19 protein-coding genes and 1 pseudogene are annotated in these 25,402 nt (G+C 68.6%); 11 read left to right on the plus strand and 9 right to left on the minus strand.

The window, feature by feature from the left end:
- Positions 1-103 precede the first annotated feature (103 nt).
- The 7 genes from IF88_RS0133345 to IF88_RS0133375 all read right to left on the minus strand — a co-directional run bounded on the left by IF88_RS0133345 (position 104) and on the right by IF88_RS0133375 (position 12,478).
- Positions 104-1,186, minus strand: a complete 1,083-nt coding sequence (locus IF88_RS0133345) for a hypothetical protein (RefSeq protein WP_030721137.1) — start codon at positions 1,184-1,186, stop codon at positions 104-106.
- Positions 1,183-5,820 carry a hypothetical protein gene (locus IF88_RS0133350; RefSeq protein WP_030721141.1) on the minus strand — a complete coding sequence of 1,546 codons (4,638 nt, stop codon included), beginning with the start codon at positions 5,818-5,820 and terminating at the stop codon, positions 1,183-1,185. The genes IF88_RS0133345 and IF88_RS0133350 overlap by 4 nt, the downstream gene beginning before the upstream one ends.
- Before the next feature lies 1 nt (position 5,821).
- Complete coding sequence (locus IF88_RS0133355; protein ID WP_030721143.1) at positions 5,822-6,598, minus strand: hypothetical protein; 777 nt, start codon at positions 6,596-6,598, stop codon at positions 5,822-5,824.
- On the minus strand, positions 6,595-8,181 hold the full coding sequence (locus IF88_RS41250; RefSeq protein WP_037807987.1) for a hypothetical protein: 1,587 nt from the start codon (positions 8,179-8,181) through the stop codon (positions 6,595-6,597). The genes IF88_RS0133355 and IF88_RS41250 overlap by 4 nt, the downstream gene beginning before the upstream one ends.
- Before the next feature lie 295 nt (positions 8,182-8,476).
- The gene (locus IF88_RS49185) at positions 8,477-9,505 is read right to left on the minus strand and encodes a TniB family NTP-binding protein (RefSeq protein WP_078893300.1); all 1,029 of its coding nucleotides are present in this window, start codon (positions 9,503-9,505) and stop codon (positions 8,477-8,479) included.
- Between the two features lie 73 nt (positions 9,506-9,578).
- The gene (locus IF88_RS0133370; RefSeq protein WP_158754728.1) at positions 9,579-11,720 is read right to left on the minus strand and encodes a Mu transposase C-terminal domain-containing protein; all 2,142 of its coding nucleotides are present in this window, start codon (positions 11,718-11,720) and stop codon (positions 9,579-9,581) included.
- 38 nt (positions 11,721-11,758) lie between these two features.
- Positions 11,759-12,478 (minus strand): TnsA-like heteromeric transposase endonuclease subunit, encoded by a 720-nt coding sequence (locus tag IF88_RS0133375; protein WP_158754730.1) that lies wholly within the window; start codon positions 12,476-12,478, stop codon positions 11,759-11,761.
- Positions 12,479-13,051: 573 nt separating this feature from the next.
- Here IF88_RS0133375 and IF88_RS0133380 point away from each other — a divergent pair.
- The gene (locus tag IF88_RS0133380; protein ID WP_030721152.1) at positions 13,052-13,690 is read left to right on the plus strand and encodes a hypothetical protein; all 639 of its coding nucleotides are present in this window, start codon (positions 13,052-13,054) and stop codon (positions 13,688-13,690) included.
- A 134-nt stretch (positions 13,691-13,824) separates the two neighbouring features.
- Positions 13,825-16,053: a telomere-associated protein Tap gene (tap, locus tag IF88_RS0133385; RefSeq protein WP_420711023.1), complete on the plus strand. Its 2,229-nt coding sequence runs from the start codon at positions 13,825-13,827 to the stop codon at positions 16,051-16,053.
- Here tap and IF88_RS0133390 read toward each other — a convergent pair.
- On the minus strand, positions 16,050-17,099 hold the full coding sequence (locus tag IF88_RS0133390; RefSeq protein WP_051837995.1) for a TniQ family protein: 1,050 nt from the start codon (positions 17,097-17,099) through the stop codon (positions 16,050-16,052). The genes tap and IF88_RS0133390 overlap by 4 nt on opposite strands.
- A gap of 115 nt (positions 17,100-17,214) precedes the next feature.
- On the opposite strand from IF88_RS0133390, the gene tpg reads away from it, so the two are divergent.
- The 5 genes from tpg (at position 17,215) to IF88_RS0133415 (ending at position 21,046) form a co-directional block, all read left to right on the plus strand.
- The gene (gene tpg / locus IF88_RS42535; RefSeq protein ID WP_051837996.1) at positions 17,215-17,772 is read left to right on the plus strand and encodes a telomere-protecting terminal protein Tpg; all 558 of its coding nucleotides are present in this window, start codon (positions 17,215-17,217) and stop codon (positions 17,770-17,772) included.
- A 34-nt stretch (positions 17,773-17,806) separates the two neighbouring features.
- Positions 17,807-18,793: a hypothetical protein gene (locus IF88_RS0133400; protein WP_030721162.1), complete on the plus strand. Its 987-nt coding sequence runs from the start codon at positions 17,807-17,809 to the stop codon at positions 18,791-18,793.
- Between the two features lie 118 nt (positions 18,794-18,911).
- Positions 18,912-19,367 (plus strand): hypothetical protein, encoded by a 456-nt coding sequence (locus IF88_RS48565; protein ID WP_234323785.1) that lies wholly within the window; start codon positions 18,912-18,914, stop codon positions 19,365-19,367.
- Between the two features lie 6 nt (positions 19,368-19,373).
- Positions 19,374-20,711, plus strand: coding sequence for a hypothetical protein (locus IF88_RS0133410; RefSeq protein WP_030721165.1), 1,338 nt, complete (start codon positions 19,374-19,376; stop codon positions 20,709-20,711).
- Positions 20,708-21,046: a hypothetical protein gene (locus IF88_RS0133415; protein ID WP_030721168.1), complete on the plus strand. Its 339-nt coding sequence runs from the start codon at positions 20,708-20,710 to the stop codon at positions 21,044-21,046. Before IF88_RS0133410 ends, IF88_RS0133415 begins: the two co-directional genes overlap by 4 nt.
- 130 nt (positions 21,047-21,176) lie before the next feature.
- Here IF88_RS0133415 and IF88_RS44530 read toward each other — a convergent pair whose 3' ends face one another.
- Positions 21,177-22,253 (minus strand): hypothetical protein, encoded by a 1,077-nt coding sequence (locus IF88_RS44530; protein ID WP_199808173.1) that lies wholly within the window; start codon positions 22,251-22,253, stop codon positions 21,177-21,179.
- 178 nt (positions 22,254-22,431) lie between these two features.
- Between IF88_RS44530 and IF88_RS0133425 the strand changes: the two genes are divergently transcribed.
- From IF88_RS0133425 to IF88_RS0133435, 4 genes and pseudogenes are all read left to right on the plus strand, one after another.
- Positions 22,432-22,695: a helix-turn-helix transcriptional regulator gene (locus IF88_RS0133425; protein ID WP_030721173.1), complete on the plus strand. Its 264-nt coding sequence runs from the start codon at positions 22,432-22,434 to the stop codon at positions 22,693-22,695.
- Between the two features lie 156 nt (positions 22,696-22,851).
- A pseudogene (locus IF88_RS49190) lies at positions 22,852-23,238 on the plus strand (DUF6083 domain-containing protein); the annotation flags it as partial.
- 180 nt (positions 23,239-23,418) lie between these two features.
- Positions 23,419-23,712, plus strand: coding sequence for a hypothetical protein (locus tag IF88_RS48575; RefSeq protein WP_234323790.1), 294 nt, complete (start codon positions 23,419-23,421; stop codon positions 23,710-23,712).
- A 164-nt stretch (positions 23,713-23,876) separates the two neighbouring features.
- Positions 23,877-25,160 (plus strand): UvrD-helicase domain-containing protein, encoded by a 1,284-nt coding sequence (locus tag IF88_RS0133435; protein WP_030721180.1) that lies wholly within the window; start codon positions 23,877-23,879, stop codon positions 25,158-25,160.
- The last annotated feature ends 242 nt before the right edge of the window (positions 25,161-25,402 follow it).

Here is a 25,402-nt window from a genome sequence, read left to right on the forward strand (position 1 = left end):
TTCACCAACAATGCTGGTTTCGCCCGTGTAGCCCCAGCACCCGTACAGGGGGAGCGGAACCCGCGCACTGGCCGACGCAGCTAGCGGACACAGGCTCAGAACCTCAGCCTGCTTCGTCGCGAGCGCGCCCCAGCAGTTGTGGCAACAGCGACTGATGGCTGTGCAGCAGGACACCTAGCTCGGGCCCCGGCAAGGCCTCTTGCCGCAGGACCTCGTCACGCAGCAGGAGGTGGGCGGCCTGAGCGGCGAGAGGCTCAGGAAGCCAGGAGGCTGCGGCCCAGACGCGTGCTGCGCAGGTGCAGGGAACAGCACGCGGTCGTCGTGTCAGAAGCCTGTCGTAGAGGCCGACGGCGGGCACGAGCGGTGGCAGGCCTACCTCGCGGGCGCGCTCGGCCGTCAGCTGTGCGCATTCGAGGCCATCGAGGTCGAGGTCGGTGTACAGCAGCAGATCCTCGATGTAGTGGTCGCGTTCTTCGAAGGCATCCAGGCAGGTGGTGAGGGAGGCGACGAGGTGATCGCCTCCGCCGTAGGCGAGCCAGCCCACCTCGTCGCGTCTGGGCCAGCGGTTGAGGACGCGGCGCAGGCTGGTGAAGGCCGCGCTGTTTTCGACGATCAGCATCCAGGGCGCGGGTCCGAGTTCGTACGTCGCCAGCGGTGCGGGGGAGGGGAATGCCCGCAGGTGGCCGCTGATGCTCAGTAGGCCTGCGGTGACGAGGCGGTGGGAGGTGATGCGGGCGAGTCGTTTCTCGTCGCCGTACAGCTCGTAGGAGCGCTCGGGGATCGGGACGGGTTTGGCGTCGGGGTGGTCGCGGAGGTGGTCGTTGATGGGGGAGAGGAGTTCGAGGTCTGCCTGGCTCAGTGGGAGATGTGTGGCGAAGGAGAGGGGCTCGACCCAGGCCCGGGGGCCCGGCCGTTGGGTACGGGCCCGGAGTGGGGTGAGCCGGTCTACCCACAAGGGGAGTGGGGGCTCGGCGCTGTGGTCCCAGCCCCGCCCGCCGGCGGCGGGCAGCCGGACGGTGCCCAAGCCGGCGAGCTGCGCTGCGGCGCCGGCGAGGATCCGGCGCCGTAGCGGAGAGGTGGGCAGGCTGGAGTCGCCTGCGTCGGCGGCCTGGGCCAGCAGATCGAACCCGACCCGCTTCACTGCCTGGTGGGCGAGGAAGGCGGTCATGTGCTCGGCCGGTGTCACTGGTCGCCCTCCGTGTCGCCGGTTTCGGTCTCACCGCTCTGGTGCGGGATGACCGGGCCGGTGTCTTCCTGTTCGGTGTCCTGGGCGCTGTGGCGGTGCAGGCGCGCGGAGGTGATGCCGTCGTGGTAGGCCTGCTGCATGCCGCGGCTGACGGCGTCCCCGTAGCGGTCGGCGATCTGCACGTACTGCGAGCGGGTACGGGCATCGATGCCGTTGCGCAGACGGATGATGAGAGGGAACCGTTCCAGGGCGGGCAGGTCGTTGGACCCCGTGGTGTAGACGAGCTGAATGCCATGAGCTGCGGCGACCTTGCGCTGCAGACCGATGAACGGCGCGTAGTTCGCCTTCCCGAACGGGTTGTCCAGCACTAGGGTGCCCACGCCCCCCGACGCCTTGCGGCCCTGCTTGGCCGCGCGCAGCCGGGCCAGGGTGCAGTACAGCAGGACCGACACCGTGAGCAGTTCGCCGCCGCTGAACTTCTGGATCTGCGTGACCGAGTTACGCTGCACGACGTCGAGGGACTGCGTCGGCTTGATGATCTTCGCGACGACGTTGCCGCGTCCGCCGAGAGCGGCCAGGACCAGTTCCTTGGTCAGCGTCATGGCGTCCGGCAAGGCTGTGGCCTTGGCCGCAGTGCTTGTGGTGACGGCAGCGGTCATGCGGTCGATCTCAGTCGACAGTCTGCGGGAAAGGACCTCGTCGTCGGGCAGGTGGCGGATCTCCAGGCTGAGGAACTGCTGTCCCGACCAGCTTCCCAGCCCCTGCGGCAGTCTGGAATGGCGGGCCACCTGCTGCACGTCGTCCAGCACCGTTTTCACCAGCGCCAGACAGGTCCGCACGACCATCAGCTGGTCGTCAGCGAGCTCGGCCAGCTCACCGAGAACGACCTTCTCCCGCAGATCGATCTCCTCGATCAGCTCCGCCAGCCGCGCGGGATGGCTCAGATCGCTCAGCAGCCGCTCCAGCAGCTGGCCTTCGACCACATCCCGGTACCTCTGGTCCTGCACCAGACTCTGCACCCTGCGCACCGACTTCTCCAGCTTCCTGCGCGCGCCGTCGTAGGCTTCCGCCGCCGCGTCGACCGCACCGATAACCGCCTCCTCCAGCGTCTCGGCCTGTTCGGGCGAAAGCATCGGCGCACCGATCTGCAACTCCTGCACCAGACCGAACAGCAGGGCGTCGAGCCGCGCAGCACCAGCATTGTCCGGCGCCGCATCCTGCACCGTGCCACGGTGACGTCCGGCCGCGTCCTTCACCCCTTGCGCACACCGGGCCACCCGGTGAGCTGCGCTCTTCGCCTTCTCGGCGGCGATATGCAGGTCTCGCACCTTCAGCTGGTGTTCCTGCGCCGCCGCGTGCGCTCTGTCGACAGACCTCTGGACCTCCGCCTGGGCCTTGAAGGCGCTGGCAGCCTCCTGGAACGGGCCCGCCTGGTCGGAACACGGGTCGAAGGGCGGGTCGAGTGCCTCCACCACGGCCGATGCCGCATGCCGGGCCGCGTCGGCCTTGCGCTTCTCCTCTCTGGCAACGCCCCGATGCTCGATCGCTGCCTCCTTGGCCGTCTCGGCTTCGATCTGCTTCCTTGAGCGTTCTTCCACATCGCCCGCGTGGGTGGAACGCGCGAGCTGCTCAGCCTTGGCGCAGATTTCCCCGGACTTGCCGCCCAGAGTGCGGGTGAGTTCTGCGATCCGCTTGGCGCAGCCCTCGGCCCGCGCCCGCAGCGTGGCGTCCCCGATCTCACCTTCCCAGTCCCGCCGCGCCTGCTCGAAACGGCTGCGCAGCGTCTCCAGCGCGGCCGCGGCCAACTCGTCCGCACTCAGCGCATGACCACAGCCGGCGGGCAGGTCGGCATCGAGCCGCTTGATCTCTGAGGTGTGGCGCCGCTGACGCTCTTCAAGCCGCCGCAGCAGGTCACGAGCCATGCCCTGCCGGGCTTCGGCCTCCTCGCGGGCCTCCGCGTACCGGCGCATATCCCCTTCGTGTACGGGCAGCGCCCGACCCGCCTGTTCCATCTCCGCCCGGCAGGCAGGCATCACATGCTCATGCGCCTTTGCCAGCTCCCGCACCCGGGGAAGAAGGTCCGTCAGCGTCACCAGCCGCGCGGTGAGCGCTTCAATCTCCGGCCCGAGCGTGTCCGCTTCCTCACGCGCACATCGAGCCTGGTCCTTCAGCCGGCGGTGCTGCTCATAAAGCGTGTCAGCCTCGTGTTCCAGACGGGCAACGGCCGCCTCGAGAGCCTCCCGCGGACCGGCGCCGAAATCGTCCATGTGAGCCTGGAGCCGGCGTGCGAGCGCAGCGTCCGTCTCTCGCCGACGGACCAGTTCCCGCACACGTCCCTCCAGCCCCTCCAGCCGGTGTTCCAGCCGCATCTGCTCCCGCTCAGCGGCGTCCGGCTTCAGCAGCCCTGGATGAACGGGCAGCACCACCGTGCCCGCGGTGCCAGCCGCGATCGCCTGCCGGGCTTGGTGGTCCTCACCCACCGCGATCACAGACGTGGCGACACCAGCGCGCTGTGCGAGCGAGGCCACGTCCTCTCCGTCAGGAAGCGGCCCGCACACCACCACACCGCCGATCAGATGAGGCGCGGCGGCCACCACTGCTGTGTGCTCGTCGGCACGGAACGCCTCCCGCAGGAACTGCAGCCCCGAGACGGCAGGAGCGCCCAGCGCCCGCAGACGCTCCACCGCCCGCTCGACCTCTGCCGGAGCAGGCAGGAAGCCAACATCCTGAAGGGCTTTCACCGCACGCCGGTCGTCGACGGCATCCACCTGCTCCTGCAGCATCAAGGCATCGCTCTGCTGCCCGGACGCTGCCAGCAGATTCAGAAGGTCCCCAGCCACCTGGTCCAGCTCCAGCACCGTCCTGGCCTCGGCGCAGGCCAGCTCCAGCAGGCGCCGGTCGGACGCGAGGTCCCGCCTGTCGGCCTGCAGAGAACTCAACCGGTCCCACTGCGTGCTGTGACGCTCCTGGGCCGCCGTGAGCTGCACGGCGCACGCCGCCTGCTGTTCTGCCAGATCAGAGATGAGCGACATCGAATCGGCTTGCCGTGCGCGGTAGTCCTGCAGCCGTTGGCCAATGGCAGCATGCTCGTTCGTGTAGCGGGTCAGTGCATCGCCCGGATTCTCCTGGGACCCGATGAGCCCGTCGTGGCGGGCGGTCCCGGCAGCCTCTTCCGCTGCTGCCAGACGTTCAGAGGCACGCCGCAACTGATCCTTCGCCTGCCACTGATCCTTCGCCGCCTGCGCATGGCCGTCCTCCGCAGCCTGACGTTCGGCAACTGCTTCCTCGCTCATCCGCCGAGCCTGGATCACCTCAGCGGTCAGCTCCCCGACCGCACCCGACAGCCGGTCCCGCAGCGCCGCTCCTGCGGCCTCCATCGACGCGCGCAACGGAGCCTGCCGTACGTCCTGGACCTCCAGGGTCCTGCTGAGATGCTGGAGCTCCTGCCGCTGGGCATCGAGTTCGAGCACCGTGTCCACCAGCGCCCACGCCTGATGGTCCAGCTGGGCGTCGGCCGCCCTCTCCTCGCTCCGTTCCAGTTCAGTGCCGGCTTCGTCGGCGGCCCACTGCGCGGCAAGCTCAGTCAGCACCGTCAGGCGCCGTTCCTCCTGCGCGGCACGCTTCCTGGCCTCGTCTTCCGCCGCCTGCTCCGTGGCGGCCTGCGCAGCGGCCGCCGTCGCCGTGCTTCCCAGAGCCTGCGCCCGGCCTGACAAGCGTTCCGCCGCGCGCAGGGCCACCGACACCTGCTGGGTGAGCATCTCCTGCTGCACGGCCATCAGGGCGCTGTGCTCGGTGACAGGCTTCAGCGCCAGTAGGGCCGCGGCAAGGAAACTCTGCTCCCTCTCCCGGCCAGGACGCCGTGCCAGCTTGGCCGCCGTCTCTTCCAAAGATGCGCGCACCACAGCGGGATCTCGCGGGTCGCAGACCAGGTCGATGAGGAAGTCGACGAAGTCCTCACAGGTGGAGAACTGGAACAGCTCCGTGATCCCGCCCTCCTCCCGGTTCATGTCCCGCTGGATGCGCAGGACAGCCGGGTCGAGCCTGAGATCGGACAGCAGCGCGCGCCACTCGGTCTGGTCCTTGGCGATACGCAGATGCAGCCCGCGCTGCGCCTTGCCCGCATCGGCCAGCTTCTTGAGGAACACGCTCTGCGTCAGCTGCCCACCCTCGGCGCGCACCGGGAGGCAGTCCAGGTCGAAGACCCCGGGCAGCGGCCGGAAGGCATACCAGCGGCGCACCAGCAGCTCCCAGCTGGTCTCCACGTCAGCCGGCCGGTGCCCGTCCTGCCACTGGTACACCCCTCCGGTGACCAGAGCAGGGCCCCCGCGGGGCAGGGAGGTGTCCTCCCACTCGGCGATCACATGGGAAACCTTCTGGTCGGGCACGTAGTCGGCCAGGGACTTGCCCTTCTTATGACCGATGAAGTCGCCCTTCGCTGGCAGAAAGAGGCTGAAGATCAACGACAGCAGGCTCGACTTGCCGCCACCGTTGCGCAACCACAAGATCACGTCGACGGCCGGCATCACCCTGCCATCCACATGGCTCATACCGCCCGTCAGATCCAGGACCAGCGACTTGAACCCCGCAGCCGCATGCCCGACGTTCACCAGCCGCAGACGTCGCAGACGGTGCATGTCAAATCTCCTCGGTGTCGGTGTCGGTGTCGGTGTTGGGAGCGGCGGCTGCGTCCTGGGCGCGCCGGATGTCGCGCAGGGTCTCGAACGCCGGCATCGCCGCCGCTTCACCGACCTGCAGCCGGAACCTGTGCAGCAGCCGGTAGTGCCCGGCGCCGAACTCCGGCGCCGGCATCGCCATGCCCTGGTGCACCAGCCAGTCCAGCGCTTCGCGGATCACGCTCTGCGTGCTCGTCTGGGTGACCCCGCGTCCTCCCGCGGTCGGTCTGGCCAGCGGCCGCCTGTCATACATCCGCCACACGGCATCGACAGCTGGCTCAGGCACCGGCAGCCCGTCCTCCCCTTTCGACGCCTCCCTCAGCTGCTCCACCAGGTGCCTCAGGAAGGCGTCCACCTCGCCGACACTGATGCGCTTGACCGTCTCATCCTCCAGGTCGTGCTCGGTCGGATACACACGAGCCGCGATCGCGACGTGCACCAGCCCGAGAACCAGGCGCTGCTCCGCCGACCGCTTCAGATCGTCCTTGAGCCGGTAGGTGAACAGTCCGCCGTCCTGGGTATGCAGGACCAGACCTTCCTGAGGGTGGGCGGCGATCACCTGCACACCCAGCCCCTGGCTGATCGCCTCGACCCGGTCCCGGAAGGCCCTGTCCATCCGGTAGCGCTGCAGCAGATCCCGGTAGCGTGCGTCGGCCAGCGGACGCAGCTTGGGCCGGCACCCGTACCGCACCAGTTCCGCCGCGTCCTGAAGATCCTCCAGAGCTGTAACCGTGCTCATGCCGCAGCCTCCTCGAGCAGACCCTCATCGATCAGGGCATGAGCCGGGACGACGAGAAGGTCGCTGCCGCCGTAGAGGCCGTCGTCGAAGCACGCTCCGTCGTCCAGGACCACCAGCTGCTCGCCCAGCAGGTCCGACAGGTCGTGCACGCCGGTCCCCTCGTCGTCGCCCTCGGGATCCGGAGCGAACGCCTCCAGCACCGCGAGCGCGAGAACGTCGGCCACCGCAGGGCCGAACTGCAGAGCATCGGTCAGCAGCTGTGACAACCGCACCGGCCCGGCCAACGCCTGTACCAGCACCCTGCGTGCCAGGGCATAGTCAAGATCACTGTGACCCGCCGCGTCAGCCATCAGATCGTCGTCCGTCAGCTCCACGAGCTCGCCGTCCTCGAACGTCCCGCCGCTCTCCCGTACCGGCGCCAGCAGCAGGCTCCACCAGTCCCGCAGTCGCGGCAGGCGTGCCACGACCGGCCCGCTCAGCGCATCGGTGAACACCTCCGTCACCTCAGCGGCCTCATCCGCGTCCAGCTCCAGCAACGGGAGCAGCACATCGCCCTGCAGAGCGACCCTCGACAGCTGGGGGATCGGCCGGAATCGCTGCTGAGCCTGGGACTGCAGGAACGTCGACCGCGCCCCCAGCACCTCCTTGAGCAGCTGCGAATGCCGGTGATGTGCTCGTTGGAGCAGCTGCAGGATGCGCATGCAGGTCAGCAGCACATCGCTCTCCTTGATCCCGTCGCGTGCCGTGCGCAACAGCTCGATCAGCCCCTGCTCAGCACGCTGCCGCTCCAGCAGGTGGCCGCGCGAGGAATCCAGCAGCTCCGGCACATGACGCCCCCAGTCCACGGCCCGCACATCACGCTCGGTCTCCCGCAGCACCACCCGGATCCGCTCCGCGTACGCCAGTGACAGCTTCAGGCTCTCCCCGGCGCTCTCCTCCGCCCGTCCCCACCTCCCTGTGCGCACCTGGCGGCGCAGGATTTCGTCCTTCGCCGCCTGGTGGTCCTCCACATCGACGTCCATCCCGGCCAGCAGGAGGTTGATCGCCGACACACTCGCCCGCAGCACCGCCCGCCCGTCCCGACCGATCTCCTCGCTCAGCAGTCGCACCGCCAGCTCCTGCCGGCAGTGCCCCTGCCGGTAGTCGCTGTAGGCGACGGCGAAATCCATCCCGCCGTGCTGATCGTTGAGCAGCTCCCGCAGCACAAAACGGGCCACCGCCTCGTGCTCGCAACGGTCCCGGCCGGGTGCTGCTTCACAGGCCAGCTCCATCAGGAACTCCACCACGGCCTCCGTGGTCGCCTCCTGCTCCAGGCCCTGCTGGTGCATCACAGCCTCCAGCGCCGCCAGCGCAAGAGTCCGCGGGTCGTACACACCGGCAGGGAACTGTTGCCACGCCTGTCTCAGGTCCAGACGATGCAGAGGGCTCGATCGGGCCAGGACCGTACTGCGCCTCACGAAGCCGACGTCGGACACCAGCGCCTTCCAGCCGCCCGTGTCGCTGTGCCCGGGAGTAGCAGCCAGCAGCTGCCGCTCCTCACTGTCCAGGAGCCGATTCGCACTACCAAGATCGTCATTCAACACAAGAACCGCCCTTACTCGGCTACATGCACGCTTTTCGGTCGTGGCGAAGAGTGCAGCATCCGACTATGACAATCAGGGCGAAAAAGGTGTAACGCTCTCATCACGGTGGCCGACACCCACACAGGTGATCTTCCGGCCGTCACCTGCCTCCTGAGCAGGCATGATGCGTGCGGCAGTCAGGCGCCGCTCAAGACGCCAGCCGCGAGCCCCGGCCGCTGGCATTCCTGAGACGGCGATGGCCTTCAGGGCTTTATGCAAGGGCGCTTCCGGGCTCTGCGTTCAGCGCGGGGGCGGGTCAGGACCAGGCGATCGGATCGTCCGTGAAGCGCCCGACGAGCTGGTTATCGAGGAGGTCTTCGGTGATGGCTTCGGCGCCCGTCTCGATGGCTTCCTGCGCGGCCATGCAGACAAGGTGAGAGAGGGGCTTCATGTAGCCACCGGTGCGTTTGTGCAGTGGTGTGGCGAGGTTGAGGAGGTCTCCGGGCGCGTGCTGGTGGAGGCGGAGGTTCTGGTCGAAGGCTTTGACGACTTCGTGGAACACCTCGTAGTCGTCGGGGCTGTAGGGGAGGGGAAGGACGGCCAGGGTGGGGATACCGCCGGAGCCGCCGTCGGATGGGCCGGGGCGTTTGCCGCGGCGGGCTTCGTTGGCGATGTCGCGGGAGCCGGGGCCGCAGTAGACGAAGGAGACGTTGCACTCGTCGGAGAGGTAGCCAAAGTAGTCGAAGGCCGTCTTCACTTCGGTGTTGTCCAGGCGGTCGATTCCGTCGACCAGGACCAGGCGTGTTCCGAGCGTCTTCATGACATGGCAGACGGGGCCGGTCATGTCGGTGCTGCGCGGGTTGGTCTCGGGCTCCTTGGTGTGCCTGTGGCCGAGGAACTCGGCGAAGGGAATGGACATGTCGAGTTTACTGCCGGGCGCGAGCGGTGTGTTGATGTGGATGACGGGGACGCGCCGGGGGCTGGGCGCCAGCTGCCTGCTCAAGATGGCCTCGTAGCTGCGGCCGATCTGGCGCAGGACGGTGGTCATTCCCGTCTCGCCCGGACCGTCGATCGCCAGATGGAGGGGGCCCTCACTGTGCGGGCTGCTGGCCAGCAACAGCCGGCGCGCAACAGCGGCGGCTTTCTTCATGGCGGGAGTCGGAACGGTACGCATCGTGGCGTGGTACCGCAGCCGTGGGTCATCTTCTGCAGGAGGAGCCGTCGCTGGCGGGTAGTCGGCGAGATCGAGTGGCTCCACTTCGTGGAGCATCCGGGCACGCCAGCCGTCCCGGGTGGTGGGCGGCAGGAAGGCGCCAGGCACGGCATCAGGTGGGCGAGGTTCCATCGACAGTCCCGAACGAAGCGAGGTAGGGCCGGCGGGCCGCGAAAGCAAGCTCCGCTGGCAAAGGCACGAGGCGTCACTGAGGTGTGGGCGGGCCCTGGCCGGCTACGGGCCGCGGGGGCCAGGACAGGGGCAGGGAGAGCCGCTCGGGTCCGGTGGGCAGGCTGGCGATGCTGTCGTAGTCCGGAGCCGGGATACCTGCGTAGGGATCCTGGGCGGCAGTGGGACCTACGGGCATCCCGCGGTCGGTCCCGGTCGGCGGGGCGGTGGTGGCGCGGGCCGGGCCGCGACCGGCGCGTTCGAGCAGGGAGCGCACGACGCGGGCGATCGACTTCTGGTCTCGGCTGGTGCCCCCTTGCCCGATGTGGGTGGCCGTGGCCTGGTCCCATACGTGCTCGCTCCACGGGTCGCCGATGAGCCGCTGGTAGACAAAGCCAGCCTCCGCCCACGTGCCGTTGCGGAAGTCTTCCAGCCACACCTTCTCCGGCTGGTGCGGGTGGAAGCGCACGGGCCAGCGCTGTCCCTTGCCAGGCCATCCGGAACGGGCGTGCCGGTAGGGGCCCAGGGCTCGGCTGTCGTAGGTGCGGTTGTTCAGCCGCACGCCCTTCTCCGTGACCCTCACCCAAACGGTGGGAAGCAGCCGCAGCCGGTCCTCGTCGCTGAGACAGACGGGAACGTAGCCGCTTGAGGCGACATGAGCGGCGAACATCTGGTTCGGCGTGCGGGGCGGCATCGACGGCAGGAACGGATTGCGGAGCTCGTCGTGCGGCCGCTGCTGCCAGCCGATGGCGATCCACTGCTGCAGGAAGTCGTTGATCTGGTCGATCCGCCACAGCCGCTCAGCAGCGACCTTCTTACCGCGGTGGTGGAGGTCTTTGCCGGTGTAGCCGGGCAGGAACTGACTGAAGAGCGATTTGATCGACCCGAAGGTCCGTTCGATGATCGCTTTGTGGGTGGGGGAGTTATAGCAGGCGGGACGGACCGAGATGCCCAGCTGGGCGCAGGCGTCCGTGAACGCCTGCCCGGCGAACACTTTGCCGTTGTCCATGACGATCATTTCCGGGATGATCACCGGCCTGGCGGCCGCGCCCTGCATCCGCTGATCGGCCTCGACCAACGTCGCATAGGGCAGGCCGGAATTCTCCGCTCGGGCCTTGAGAGACCAGTGCGGGCGCATCGGCTGCGGGGTGCACATCTCGGCCAGCAACAGCAGGGCGTCCACCGCCTTGGTGGCTCGGCCGCCGTGACGGCGTGAGGAGCGGCCAGTCTTGACACCACTGGACTTGGGCCGGATGACTGCGGCAAGAACGCTCCGGCTGGCCACCTCGATCGCCGCAGTCAGCTCCAGGGGGACAGCCCGACCGGTCTCATCCACACCCAACAGGTCCAGTGAGGTGGTGTCGATCTGCACCTGCTCGCCCAGCGTTGTGGGCATGGACAGCGTGAACGGAGGCTCGGCACGAAGCTCATCGCCCCCTCGGCGGCCGGTCTCCCTGCCGCAGAGGATGCCGAGCCGATCCAGCATTCGGTAGAACGTCGCCCTGGACGGCATCAGCTTTTCCGCCTTCCCCTTGAACTTTCGCACGCAAGCTCTCCTCAGCAGCTCGAACAGCCGCGACCTCGTGCCGACGGACCGGTCCTTGTGCCGCTCGTGCACCCGCCACAGCAGCCGCACCACCCGTTCGTCGACCCGGCCCTGCCGGCTCGGGCCACGCACCCGGCGCTTGTCGACCAGCCCCCACACGCCCTGCTCCAACCAGGCCAGCCGCTTGCGCTCCACCGTCGCCGCCGACACCCGGTGATGAGCCGCACGCAGCTCAGCGGCCTTGACCATGTACCGCTCCCGCAGAGTGGTGTGCTGCGGGTCGTAGCAGCTGCGCGGCGTGGTGCCGGGAGCGGCGAACCCGGGCAGCCCCGTGTGGACCTCCAGCACATGGTCCAGCCAGAACTCGACATCCTCACGGGCCTTGTCCGACAGCCCGTCCACCAGCCCCGCCCCGCCCAGGCCGCGGCCCACAGCCGACGCCTGTCCGGCCGTGACGGTGCAGTCGGGGACCGTACCCGGTGACAGCACACGGAAGCCGGCTGAGTTCTGGAGTGCCTCCACCAAAACGACAGCGTCCTCGCCGTCGGCGTCCTGACTGATCAGGTGAGCACTGGTGCCCTGCAGAGCTGCCACCAGATAGGGCTTGCCCTGCCAGGAGAGGACCTGGCCCACGGCCACCTTGTCCGGCCGCGCCGGCGCACGCACCGCCATCAGGGCGCCCCCATCGGAGACCACACCAGGGAACGGGCGGGAACGAAGGGCCTGGTCCAGTCGATGAGTAGTTCCCGGGACCAGATCAGGTGAAGTGCACGGGCCACAGTGGGCAGTTCGGGCAGGTAGCTGGCGCGGACCCCCTCGGTGACGGGCTGCGGCCGGGCAAAGACCTGGTGCAGAATCCGCGCGGTGTCCGCATCCCGCAGACGCGCATGCCGCCACTGTGACAGCCGCTGCCGGTTGCGGGCCACCACCGCATCCTCCGCACCGCCGAAGACACGAACCCGCCAGTCGGCCTGACGCCCCGCGGCTTCCAGCAACTCCAGCCTCTGTGCCCAGCGGGAACCCGTGCCGTCACCAGGCCGGCACACCAGCAGCATGGCCTGCCCGTCAGCCAGCCGAACAAAGAAGTCCGGTACATACCCCGGGTCTCTGCCGGCCCAGGTCAGTCGCACCGGCCAGGACGCGAACGTCACCACCTGCGGATCGAACTCCAGTGACAGCGCCGCCTCCCGGGCCCGGAGCGTGCCGCAGCCGACGTGCCGAGCCTGATCGGCAAGCCGCCACCAGGTCGCGATCGCCCGCCTGCCCCGATACCGCTCGGGCTGCCACACCGGATCATGCTGCTCCAGCCGTACCTGGCGCAGCTCACCCACCGGCCGCTCCACCAGTCGACCGGCACCGGAGCGCACTTGCGCCCACACGACATCACCCACACCACACTCCACGAGAACACGGGGACCATCGCCCCGGATCGCCGGGGCAATGGGGACACCTTGACGGGCGGCACGCGACCAGAGAAGCAAATTCGATCGAACGCGCTAGAACGAGCGATGCGATCAACAGCCCGCGTTCCTCGAACGGGTGTATTCGTCACTGTGTTCATGCAGGTCACTGGCGCAGAACCGTTCACCTGCAGGTGCGAGGGCTTGTTCGAGGTGGGCAGCCTGCGCTGCGAAGTCGCGGACCAGGCGGATGCCCGGTCTGCGTTCCTGGGAGGGGGACAACCATGCATTCCGCACGGCCAGCACCACAGTCGGCCACCGCACGTGGTGCCAGTCGGCACTGGCGACACCTGCCGGGTGATGAAGGCCGCGCACCAGCGCGGCAGTCCGAGCGAAGCCGCCGGGTGTCTGCTTCGGCGCCTTCCCGGTCCTGATGCCTGGTGCCAGACACGCCTCAGTACGGGCCAGCCTGCCTGGCCAGAGGATGCGCAGTCCGTCGACCATCAAGAGACCGGCTGCATCTCAGCTGCCGGCCCCTCCCCAGCCATCATGAGGAGAGCAGACGTGACCACCCTGCCCTTTGCCGCAAGCCCAGAGCATGACCCCGCCGAGCCACCGCACCTGGCCGAGCACCTGTACCGGCTCGCCGGCCTGATGCGCAGTATCAACCGGCCCTCTGAGGCAACGGAGCTGGAGGAAGCGGCGGCAACACTGCCCGTGTTGGAGATGGCTTACGCCAGGCTGGCTCACTTCCAGAAGCTGCGCCTGAACCCGCCGCAAGGCATGACCCGCAGGCAGTGGTGTGAGGCGAGGCACCGCACGCAAGAGGCACGGGCCGGCGTTGACTGGCTCCACGAGCACCGGTTGCTTCCCAACCCCGACACTCTGCTCGTCAACGGCGCAGTCGCGGTGCTGCGAACCGCCGCCCAAGGTCAACAACCTGATCGGTTGGTCCGGGAAGCCGGGATGATCCTGGACGGCCTCGGCTCCCACTGCACCTCCATCGTGCTTGCCGAACAGGACCCGATCGAGGAAGGCAGGTGGGAGGACGCGCCGGCCTTGACCGGTGCCCGTCTCGCCCGTGCCGTGGTGAACATCCTCGTCCGAGCCAGCCGCATCAGGGGATACAACGACGCGGAAGAACAGGCCCGCATCGGTCTTATCGAGCAGGCCTGCGACCTGACACAGCAGGTGGCGGCATGACGAGCATCCCCCCAAGGTGAAGACCAGCATCGACCACCGAAACCCGCACCACCGAGATACTCGCCAGCGCCAGCAGTCCGCGACTCAGCCGGCGCGTACGCCGCCACCCCCGCTGTGCTGAAAGCCCCACACCCATGAGCGATGCCCTGCAAGCCGCCGAAGCTCTCATCAACCGTGGCCCCCGACCGCCTGGCCTTCCTACCCCGGATGAACGACGCCGTCTGCGAGAAGTATGGGGAGCCACGCTGGAAGAGTTCGCCAGCGCCCTCGACAGGGACGTGCCGGACATGGAGGCATGGGAAGCCGGTCAGGCCGCAACCGACCCAGCCGACGACATCGCCTACGCCCGCCTGCTCCAGCGCATCCGTGAACACCTGCCCGCCACCTACGAGCCGGACTGGGCGGCCCTGCGCCGCACCGTGCACGACACACCGAGTGCAAAGCCGGACGTGCTGTGCGACGGCTGCGGACAGGAAATCGGCGCGTGCGAGCGCTGCGGACTGCCCACCACCAGCAGACCCGGCGGCCGGTGGCTGCACCGCGGCACGACCTGCACCCCCAGCGGCCCCCTCACCCCAGGCCAGTCCGACCCCTTGATGTGCCCGCCCCTGCAACTGCCGCCCCGACGACTGGACTTCCCGGCAGGTCCCGTGGCCGTGATCGACTACCGCGACGGCGCGCTATTTGCCCACCTCAGCAAGGACCGCACCAGCGACTGCCCCCAAACCCTGGCCGAACTGTTGGTCTGGACCCACACCGAGGGCCTGGGCGCCGTACGGCTGCACAACAGAGGACACCACCAGTACCCTCTGCTCGTCCTCACCGGCGCGGCCACCCCAGTTGTCGGTCTTCCGCTGACGCTCAACGACCCGATCGGCCGCCTGCTGCCAGCCAGCCATCCGGCCCTTCACGCCCTTAACACCGCGGGATGGCACCCCGTCGGACGCGGCATGGGCCCCTGGAGCCGCCTCCAGGCCCGCACCGCCCCCCGCGGCCGCGTCACCGTGCACCTGGCCGTGCAGCCCTGGGGAGCCCTCGCCGACGCCGGCTGGGAACTGGACGCACTCACCCCTGAGCACCTCACCCGGCTTCTAGCCCGGTACGCGGACACAGTCATCGTCCCGCAGGGTTCCACAGCCACCTGCGGAAGCCGGCTCATGACAGCACTGCGTCCGCCCAAGCAATGGACCGGCGACGTCGCCACCAGCAAGCGCATCCTCGCTCCCCCCGTGCGCGGAGCGCTGACCGAAGCACACGCCCCGGCACCCCCCGAAGCACCGCCCGCCCATCCCGTGGCCCGGGGATGGGACCCGGTCGACGTGCAGTGCGAGGAGCCCTTCGACTGGTTCCGCGACCCCACTGCGCAAGAACTCGACGACTTCGACTACGTCGTCGGACTGGACACCAACTTCGCCTTCACCAATGCGGCAGGCCGCGTCAGAGTCGGCTACGGCCCCGTCAGCCCCACACCAGAAAACCTGCCCGACTTCGACGCCTCCATCCCCGGCTGCTGGTACGCCGACCTCTCCCACATCGCGACCGATCCCCGGCTGCCCTCCCCCTTCACTCCCACCGGTGCCCCGCCCACCGGCCCCGCCTGGTATGCCACGCCCACCCTCGCCTACGCCCAACGACAGCTCAGAGCCACCATCAAACCGATCAAGGCTTACTTGAGACGCGGCTCCAGCGGCCCCTACCTGGAGGACTGGAATGCCCGCCTGCGCCAGGCCTACAGCACGGTGCTGCACCGTCTCGGCATTGACCCCGCAGCCACCGGCCAAGCCTTTTTCCACGCCCGCGACCAGGCTCTGGTACTGGGCAACCCGCTGGACTGGGATCTACTGCGCCTGATCAAAGCCACCGCCAACGGAGGCATCGGGAAACTCGCCGAAGGCCCCACGGACCTCGAACGGGACCCTTACGAGCCCTGGCCGGCGCTGCGCAGAGTGACCTGGCGCCCCGACATCCGCGCCGCGATCATCGCCGCAGCCCGGACCGAACTGCACCGCAAAATGCAGCTCATGGCCGCCACCACTGGCCGCTACCCACTGGCCGTCCTGACCGACTGTGTCGTCTACCCCGCCGCCCGGCCCACCCCTTTCGACCCTCTGCCCCCTGGAGACCCGGCGAGTGAGAGCACGCTGCGTAGTTTCACCTTCGGCGCCCGCTTCGGCCACGTGAAGCTCGAGGGCACCGCCTCCATGGCATGGGCAGCCCGAGCGACACAGGCCGGACTCAACCCAGCCAGCTGGATCAAAGACCCCGCCGCCGCCTTCGAGGAACCCACAGAAGAAGACCCACAGCCATGCGATGCGAACCTCACCACCCAGCCCGACCCCGACACCTCCTGGCGGCTGTTCTAGGCAGGGAAACCCTCCCCCTCCCACGTCACACTCGTCATCGGCTCACCCAGCCGCCACGGCAGACACGACACCTGCTCCCACGGGCCCTCCACCAGGCGCCGGTGCGGCACCAACGACCGCATCTGCTGTGCCCGGTAACCGGGCGGAGGAAGCGAACCGGTCAGGCGCGCCACCACCGGCACGCTGTTGCGATGCGCCATCAGCCACAGATGCAGCGCGCGCTCGCCCCCGGCCGCCAATTCCTCCGACAGTCCCAGTCGCTCACCCACCCACCGGCTCCACCGGCCCGTGTGCCAACGGGTCGTCTGCCCGTCAAAGCCTCTCCCGTAGCATCGCTGCCTCTCGCGTACCGCCATTGCTTCCGCCAGCGTCACCACCTCCGGGTACACCACGATTGGTACCGCCCACAGACGACGCCGGGTCAGACCGAGCACCGCTTCACGCCGCGCCCAACCGTCCGTGGAGGCCATCTGGAAACAGCTCCACCAGTACACCGCCACCTGAAATGCGTCGGCCAAAAGAGCCTGCCCGTAGGGACCCACCCGCCGCTCGAAGCGGCGACGCCGCTCATGGGCCAGGACCACCTCGGGCAGCCCCGCCAAACTCACCTGCGAGCGGCTTCCCGCGCAGCCCAGCCAGCGGGCGTGGCGGCGGCACACATCGAACGCCTGGACCGCCACCAGCCACGCCGGCGGTCCGCCGCCCGCGGCCCGGCAGCAGATTTCGCACTGCTGCAGCACCCCTTGCCCTTGCGGCCACACCGCCACGCGCACCGCGCTGCCGCGCACAGCCCGCCGCACCGTCGGCAGCGCCCGACGCAACTGATCCACCGTTCGCCCCGCCAAGACGGACAGATCCTCGATTGCTGCCTCGCCGAGCCGGACCTCCACCGCCCGCGGATCGATCTCCCGCCGAGCACCGCCCACATATCCCACGACGTCCGCAGCCTGAAGCCCGTTGGCCGCCGCAAGCCGTCCAACGAACGAAGCCACAGACTCACCCGCAACCAGCCTCACCGACAGCGGTAACGCCCCCAACGAGCCCACTTCAACCTCCGTGCCGCACTCCTACCGCATCACGGAACCCTCCTACTCCATACCGGACACAAAGAGATATCGAACGTCGAAGTGACCACTCCAACGAGCCCGCCAAGGAGGCGGCATGAGCGTCCTCACGCAATCCATCGGCGAAGCCCTCGACATCGCCGACCAACGGCACTGGACCAAGAACCCGCCCCGGTCCCACACCGACCGCCTGGACTACCTCACCGCCCAACTCGGCACGCACCAGGTCGCGGCCCGCCTACAACTCCAAGAGCCCTTTGCCGGCGCCGGACCATCCAGCCTCACCGACGAGACATGCCGGGTGATCGACAGGGAAGTACGCCGCATCTGGCAGTTCACGGAACGCCAAGCCCTCCACGACACTCTAGTCCGCAACAACGCGCAGATCATCGTGCGCTTCCGGGCCCGTTTCGGGTTCAGTGCCGCACGGGGCTCCTCGAACGACCGCCGGCTGCGCTTCCTCGCCCCCCAACTGCTCCCGCAGCATGCTGCAGACCTCTTCGCCGCCCGCCACCGCGACGCCGGGGAAACCGAACTGCGCCGCATCCTCGGCGACGCCATCGGCGCCGCCTACTTCTTCCGCCGCCTCGGACCTCGCCAGACCCAGGCCGCCGCGGCCATCACCGACCTCGACTTCGTCGAATTCCGCTACTGACACGCCAGCCCCGCTGAAGGGACCATCCTCAATCATGCTGATCTACGCCTTCCGCGACGCCCACGGAACCTGGCACGGAGACCGGCACGCCGAGATCTACGAGACCCAGCCCGGCCGAGGCACCCTCACCCTCCCTCCCACCCCACCGGGAGAAGCTCCCGGTCTCTTCGACGGCCAACGCCTCGACGTTCTGTACGCAGCCTGCGACCTGGAAGCCAGCCAAGACAGCTACCGACTCGATGGCGGCGGTAGCTTTCTGGCCACCTGGCACGTCCACGAACTTCTCTCCCCGGCCTACCTTCCTCCCCGCGTCGAACCTACCCGCGCCTCATCTGCGCTCACGATGAAGTCCAGTGTGAAACTGGAACTCCGCAGCGAAGCCCGCAGGTACAGCCTCTCCGCCGACTTCCTCGGAGAGGGCCGCATGGAGCTCACCGCCATCGTCTGCACCCTCGACGGCATCGTCCAAGGCGAACTCACCGGAGAGCTGGATTCCTGCGACCTGGGCGAGATCGGTCGCCTCATCGCCTCCGTACCCGCTACCGCGCCAGGCCGAAGCGCTGCACCAGACGTCCCCGCTTCGACCGTCAAAGCCACCCGCCACGGAGAGGCATGGACGTCTGAAACACACGACTACCTGAAACATCAATACCAGGCAGGCAAGACACCCCGAGAGCTGGCCCAAGACCTCGGACGCAGCGAGAAGTCCATCCGCTGGAAGCTCTACAGCCTCAAGCTGGCCCCCTATCCCGCCGACCTCGTGCCCGAACAGCGCACCGCACCGCAACCCAAACCCCCCAAGACCTACACCGTGGAAGAGAAGCGCCAAATCCACCCCAACGCCTACAAGCCGTGGACCCCCGACGACGAACAGCACCTCAGCGAACGGTGCGCCCAAGGCGCCTCCCTTGAAGACCTGGCCCGGGAGTTCGGCCGGGACCTGGGGGCGATCGCTTCCCGTCTGCTGAAGATCAACGCCGAAGGTCCAGCCGCCGACGAAGCAGGGGGGTTCGGCGTCTGACGGGCTGGTTCCGGCCTTGAGTTCGAACGGAGTGGAGCAGCGGTTGCCGCATCGGGCAGGATGGAGATCGCGAAGCGCATGTCGCACTCATCGCCGCGACCGCAGGGGGGCGGAAGCTGTGTCGTTTGCAGAGGAATGGGCCGAACAGAAAGCCATCGTCGTCGCCCGCCGGCAGGAGTTACCGCAGATGCGGTTGAACACTGCCGAATCCGGTGGCGACCACCCTGGCGTGCCGACCGCTCAAGGCGATGGATTTCAGGTCAATGCTGGATCCATCGACGGAAGTTCGCATCTGCTCATGGAGATTGCAGGCCTTCTCTATGAAGGACGGATGGACGGCGAGAACGCGACGGTCTGCCGCCCGCCGCGCGCACACGCAGATGTTGCATCGAACGTCGAGGTCTTCGCCCGCTTCGCCCAGGACCAGTACAACGACATGGTCGTGCTCCTCGCTGCGCTGTCCACAAAACTCAACTCCTCCGGCAACGCCTACACCGTCGTCGACCAGGGTGTGCAGGCGCAGATGAACGGGATGCTCGACTGCGGACGCTATCTCTCGCCCGAGAGCCGGTGACCGGTCGTGGCATACCGCAAAGAGGTCGCGTTCCTCGAAGAGGTCAACCCGGCGCTCATCGGCCGTAACGCGGCCGAGTTCCGGCGCCTTCACACGCTCATCGAATCGGCCGACGACGCCTTCCGCAAGGCAGCCAAGGTCGAGTGGGAGAGCGATGCCCGCGACCGCTACGTAGCGCGGCTCGGCGAAACCAAGACCATCGCAGACGCCCTGGCGGGAGCATTCCGTACCGCCGGGTCGGCCCTCACCCTGTACGCCGAGGCCGTCACCACCGCCAAGTGGCACTACAGGAGCGGGAAATACACGGAGAAGAAGCTCTCCGAGGTCATGGCACGGGAGAGCGACGTGACCACCCCGACGTGGCGCTCTGCGGAGCCCCTGCGGCAGTGGGAGGACATGCGGGCCACCACCGGGGTGCTCGACTTCTTCGCCGAGCTGGCGGTCGACGTCGACGCGATCCGCGAGGAGGCCGACAGCTTCTACAACCAGACCAGGAACCACTACGGCGATGCCCTCCGAGTGGAGTCCGAAGCGAGGGAGAAGTGCATCGCGGACATCAAGGCCGCGTATAAATCCATACCCGAGTTCCAAGGAACCCTCCCGGATCCTGGAGCGTTCCTGAAAGGCCTCAGGCCGTTGCGGACCGAGGCGCGACAGGCGAGCGACAACCCCTATGCGCGGCTGCCCGGGGCTGGGGCGAAAGTCGATGCGATCCCCAGCACGGGGAGCGACGTAGTCGTCTCCGAAACCCTCATGCGTATCTCGAACCTCGTCGACGGGCTACCAAACGCGCAGGGAAACAACTACTGGCTTCCCTCCAAGTCCGACGAGGGCCGACGCGATTACATCTCCCACAACAGCGAACTCATCAAGGCTGCAGCGACCGAGTCCGGGCTTCCGCCCGAAATGGTCGCTGGAATCGCCTGGCAGGAAGTCGAAGGAGATCCGGGAGTCCTGGACGACTTGGCCCGTGCGGGACGCAGCATCATCCCCGGCAGCGAAGACCCCGACCGAACCTCGATGGGCCCCTTGTCCATCCAGGTCCGCCGCGCCGCCGAAGTCCTGGGATACGACCCGCAGCACCTCACGGAGACACAACGCGAGGTTGTGGTGGCCGCCGTGAGAGACCCCGCGAAGAACATCTTCATCGCCTCCGAGTACCTTGCCCAGCTCAAGGCCGAGAGCGGCTTCGCCGACGTGCGGCCGGAGGACATGACACGCGAACAGATGTGGGAGCTCGCGGCCCGTTACAACGGCGGCCCCTACTACGAAAGCAGCGGCGCGCAGGCATACGGCCGTCTGTTCGACGGCAATCTGGACGACGCGGGGAGAGCGTTGCGGTGAACGAGACGAGGACCATGACCCAGCAGCGCCCCAGAAGCGCCCCGCATCCGATAGGCGCTGCCGTGTGCGCCGTCGTCCTGACCGTGGGCAGCGTGGCGACCGGATACCTCCTCCTCCTCGCCTATGCCGCGGAACCCGCCGGCCCCTGGGACAGCGAAAGCGTCGCCCACTCCAATTTCGCAGCAGGGCTGGCCCTGGCCCTTGCTGTCGTGATCGCACTCCTCACCTGGGTGTTCGTGAAGGCCGAGTGGCTGCGCAGGTGGTGGTTCACCTTGCCTGCACTGCTGGCCCTTGCCGCGGTCCTGCGCCTGACCCTCCTCGTGCCTGAGCTCTGACGCCCGGACAAGTTGATCCTGGTCGTGTGCCGAAGATCTCGGAGGCTGAGCAGAGGGGGAGGCGGTCCGGCACGAGGTTCGTTCGGGTGTGGGCGATCGCTCTGTGTCCACGACCCCGGTCCCCTCGTCCTCAGTGAGGGGCGCTCGATGCCATCGATCCCTGCCTCTCATGGCTGGACCATTCCCCCGGGCGGAAGCCCGGGGGTGCCTGCGCCGGCCGCCAGTGCAGTTCTGCTGCCGAGAAATACAGCGACCAGCGAGACAGCGGACCGGTGGCGCGGAGCATGTCTACGGTCTCCCGGAGGCGGTCCTCGGGCAGGGCGCAGATACGGGCGAAGTCCGCGACGTCGACGCTTCCGCAGACGGCGCCGGGAGGCAGAAACGCGTTCAGTGCGACCGCCGTCAGCCTCACTTTGGCCGACTGCGTGCGGGTCGCGGGGGAGTGGGCCGTGCGCAGGGCCAGACCGGCTGCCTGTGCGCGCAGAGCCCGCCCTGGCGCCTGGGTGAGGACCGTCGCGTCCAGCAGCTGTGCCTGGTGGCCTCCCGAAGGGCCCCGTGTGTGATGTAGCCAGCGAGCCTCCACCAGTTCCTGCCACGCCCCGGTCGCTTGGCCGGCCAGGAGCATGCCGCGCAGGAGGCCGTCGGGCATGCGTACGTGCCCGTGTCGATCCGCGCGCAGTGCGCATTGCAGGGCGAGCAGGCGGGCTTGCGGGTCGGTGGCCGGGGGTAGGGCGGCCGCGAGGTACGAGAGCATGTCGCGGATCCGCTCGTGGGGGCCCAGACCCGGGGGCGCGGGGGAGCGGCGCCGCCTGCTCCGTACGGGCGGGGTGCCGGCCGGCGTCTCGGGGACGACTGCGGCGTCGTGGGTGGCAGCGGCGCAGTTGGTGCAGACGTCGGCCAGCCGCCACAGGCGGCCGCCGCGTTCGCGGGCCAGGACCAGGACGACCGGGCCGCCGCAGCCGCGGTGGCGGGGGTGCCAGCGGCAGCCTCGTTCGTGGCACTGGCAGGTCCGCAGATGCCGTGGCAGAGCGTCGAGTCTGGCGTGCCCGGCCAGGTGAGCCAGCGCGGCCGAGCGGGCTGTCGCACCACGCACGCGTACGGCAGCCGGACCGCACTGGGGGCAGGCGAGTTGAGGGCCGCGGGGCTGCGGTCGCAGTTCCACGGTCCACGTGCGCCGCACTGCCAGGTGGGGCGTCCAGAGCCTCATCGGCCGGCCTTCCTTATCGACCGCCAGGCCTGAGCCGTAGACGGGCCGCCACCGGGGAGTGGGGGCGACGGCCGCACCGTAGTGCAGACCCCTGCCCTGCGCGAGGTCGGCGTCACCTGCGGAAATAGGGCAGAGGTCTGCACTGACAGGGCAGGTGTCTGCACCGTCCGATGGTGGAGTGACGATCTTGCCGCCCGAACCGAACCTCGACGCGCTACGCCAGGAACTCGCGCGCCTGAGGGGCGAGCGCGGCTGGAGCTACGACGAACTGGCCAGCCGGACTGGCTTGTCCAGGCGCACCCTCATCGAAATCGAGCAGGGTCGCACCACTGGCTCCCTGCCCACCTGGCATGCCCTCGGCCACGCCTTCGACGTCCCCCTCGGCGGCCTCTTCGCGGCACTTTGCGACGGCCACGAACCGCCCGGCGGCGAGAGCCGCTAGGCACCAACTGCTCCTACCCGCAGACCACCCGAACCGGTGACGCAGCGGGAACGAACAAGCGATGCCCGAATGTGCGTCCACCATGGTTGAGCCGACCGGGCGACAGCAGCGGTGCGGCCCCACGATCGCAGCGTGTCGGCTGGAATCTTCGCGGCCATGCGCTCCCCACACACCCGCTCGGGCCGCCTCCAGAACAGCAGCTCACCCCAGCCCCGCCACCGTGCTCTGCGTGGCGCCCCGTACAGCTCCAGCTGCCTGCTCCGAATGGCTCAGGGCGGCTCGTGTGCCGACTGCGGCAATCAGGTCCACTGGTACCAAGGCATCGAACACCAGCCCGTCTGCCTCCACCCACACGAACTGCCCACCGCAGCCGTCCCCGAAGTCCACCGCTGGCATATCGGCGGCGGGATCGCCTACCCGGCGGGCGACGGAAGCCCCTGGTGCCGCATCGCCCACCGCACCCTCTGCCCAGCGCGCGATACCCCCGGGCCACTGACAGGGCACCTCGTCAGGCTGCGCCAGCGCCTCGCCCTGCAGACCCGGCGCCTTCTCGACGACGGCGGATTCACGCCGCCTGACGAACACGCCCCTGCCGGGTCTCGGCCCAGGCCGCCGTGCCGGCCCGCCAGGCCCGTCGTAGACCTTCTCGGCAGCCGCTACCTCGCTGCACAGCCCATTGAGGACATCCGGTGCGTGGCCCGGACCCATAGAGGCACCCGCTGCGTGAACCGTGTCCTCGCACCGCGGAAGCCGCACGGCACCTGGAGGCTCACCACCCTCCTGCTGGGCCGCCCGCCGGTGCTGCCCGCAGTCGAGATCGCTGTCTATGACCTCGGGCATCTGGCCCACGCCGAGCAGCAGCGCTGGCGCGTCCAGCGCTGCCCCACCCACGCCCTGATTCCCGAAGTCGCAGACATGGCGCCGGGGGAGTGGGAGATCTTCGATCCCCTGCTCCACCGCCAGTACATCGCCACCCGGCTGCCTGTGGGCCAGGCCCGGCATCGAGGACGAGCGTGAAGGCCACCCCAAGACCGTGCATCACAGCCAGCGGAGAAGACCACGACGTGCGGTGAGGATCCCGGTCAGCCGGTGCCGCGCTCTCGACGCCGCACTGATCCGGCGGCTCACCACGCTGCGACAGCCCATCCAACCGCCCCCTGCCCACGCGATGGAGCGACTACGTGCTCAACCCCACGGACGAACAGGCCCACGCCGCCGACCGCTTCCTCGCCGGCGACCACATCGCTCTCCAAGCAGGGGCGGGCACCGGCAAGACCACCACCCTGGCCCTGCTCGCCACAGGAACCAGACGCCGCGGCCGCTACCTCGCCTTCAACAAGGCCATCGCCCTGGACGCCGCCAGCCGGTTCCCCGCCCACGTCACGTGTAAGACCGCACACTCCCTTGCCTACGCCGCGGTCGGCCACCGCTACCGGTCCCGCCTGGGCAGCGCACGCCAGCCCAGCTGGAAGACCGGACAAGCCCTCGGCATCACCAAACCTGTCCGTGTCGGAGACAATGACCTCTCGGTCAAAGTCCTCTCCCACACCGTTCTGAAGACCCTCACCCGTTTCTGCTACTCAGCAGACCCGGCCATCACCAGCCGGCACATCCCGCACCTGCGCGGCCTGGACAACGCCGACCACCACAAACAACTCGCCGCCGCAGTACTCCCGTTCGCCCGCAAAGCCTGGAAAGACCTCCAGCGCCCCGAACAGGGCGTCGTCCGCTTCGAACACGACCACTACCTGAAGATGTGGGCCCTGTCCGAGCCAAAGATCGACGCTGACTTCCTCCTCCTGGACGAGGCGCAGGACACCAACCCTGTCGTCGAGCAGGTCTTCACCGCCCAGCGCGGACACGCCCAGCTCGTCATGGTCGGAGACTCCGCCCAAGCCATCTACGGCTGGCGCGGCGCCACCGACGTCATGACCCGCTTCGACGGTGTCCCCCTGGCCCTGACGCAGTCCTTCCGCTTCGGCCCCCACCTCGCCCGCGAAGCCAACCGATGGCTCGCCCTCGCCGGCGCACCCATCCGCCTCCAGGGCACGGAAACCATCCCCACACGGCTCGACACCGTCGAGACCCCCGACGCCATCCTGTGCCGTACCAACATCGGCGCCATGACCCAGGTCCTCACCCACCTCCAGGCCGGCCGCCGCGTCGCCCTCACCGGCGGAGGGGAAAGCCTGCGCAGCCTCGCGCTCGCCGCCCGAGACCTCAAGAACGGCCGTCTCACGAGTCATCCCGAACTCCTCCTCTTCTCCTCCTGGGGCGAACTCCAGGACTACGCCGCCTACGACCCGGCCGGCGCCGACCTCCAGCCCTTCGTCGACCTGATCGACGGCCCCATCGACGATGCAGAGGCGCGCCTGGCCTACGTTGCGGTGACCCGCGCCAGAGCATGTCTGGACCTCGGTGGCCTGGCATGGGTCAGGGACCATCCCGGCGGAAACCCTGAGTGACATCCTCCTCAACGCCCCGCCAGCCAACCGAGCCTCCTGTCTGTCCCGACAGCGCGCTCAGCGCGGATCGTCCGGAAGACGGGTGGCGGACCGGCACTGCAGCGTCTCGAACGACAGCAGGGCTCGCTTCCGGATCCCACACCACGAGTTCGCCATCGAGGGCCAGGCCGTCAGGCAGCTGCTCCGCCGCGGTGACGGGATCGGGGAACCGGTCCTGGACCAGCGACCCGCGCTGGCCGGAG

It is taken from the genome of Streptomyces sp. NRRL F-2580 (assembly GCF_000720115.1).
GTDB lineage: Bacteria > Actinomycetota > Actinomycetes > Streptomycetales > Streptomycetaceae > Streptomyces.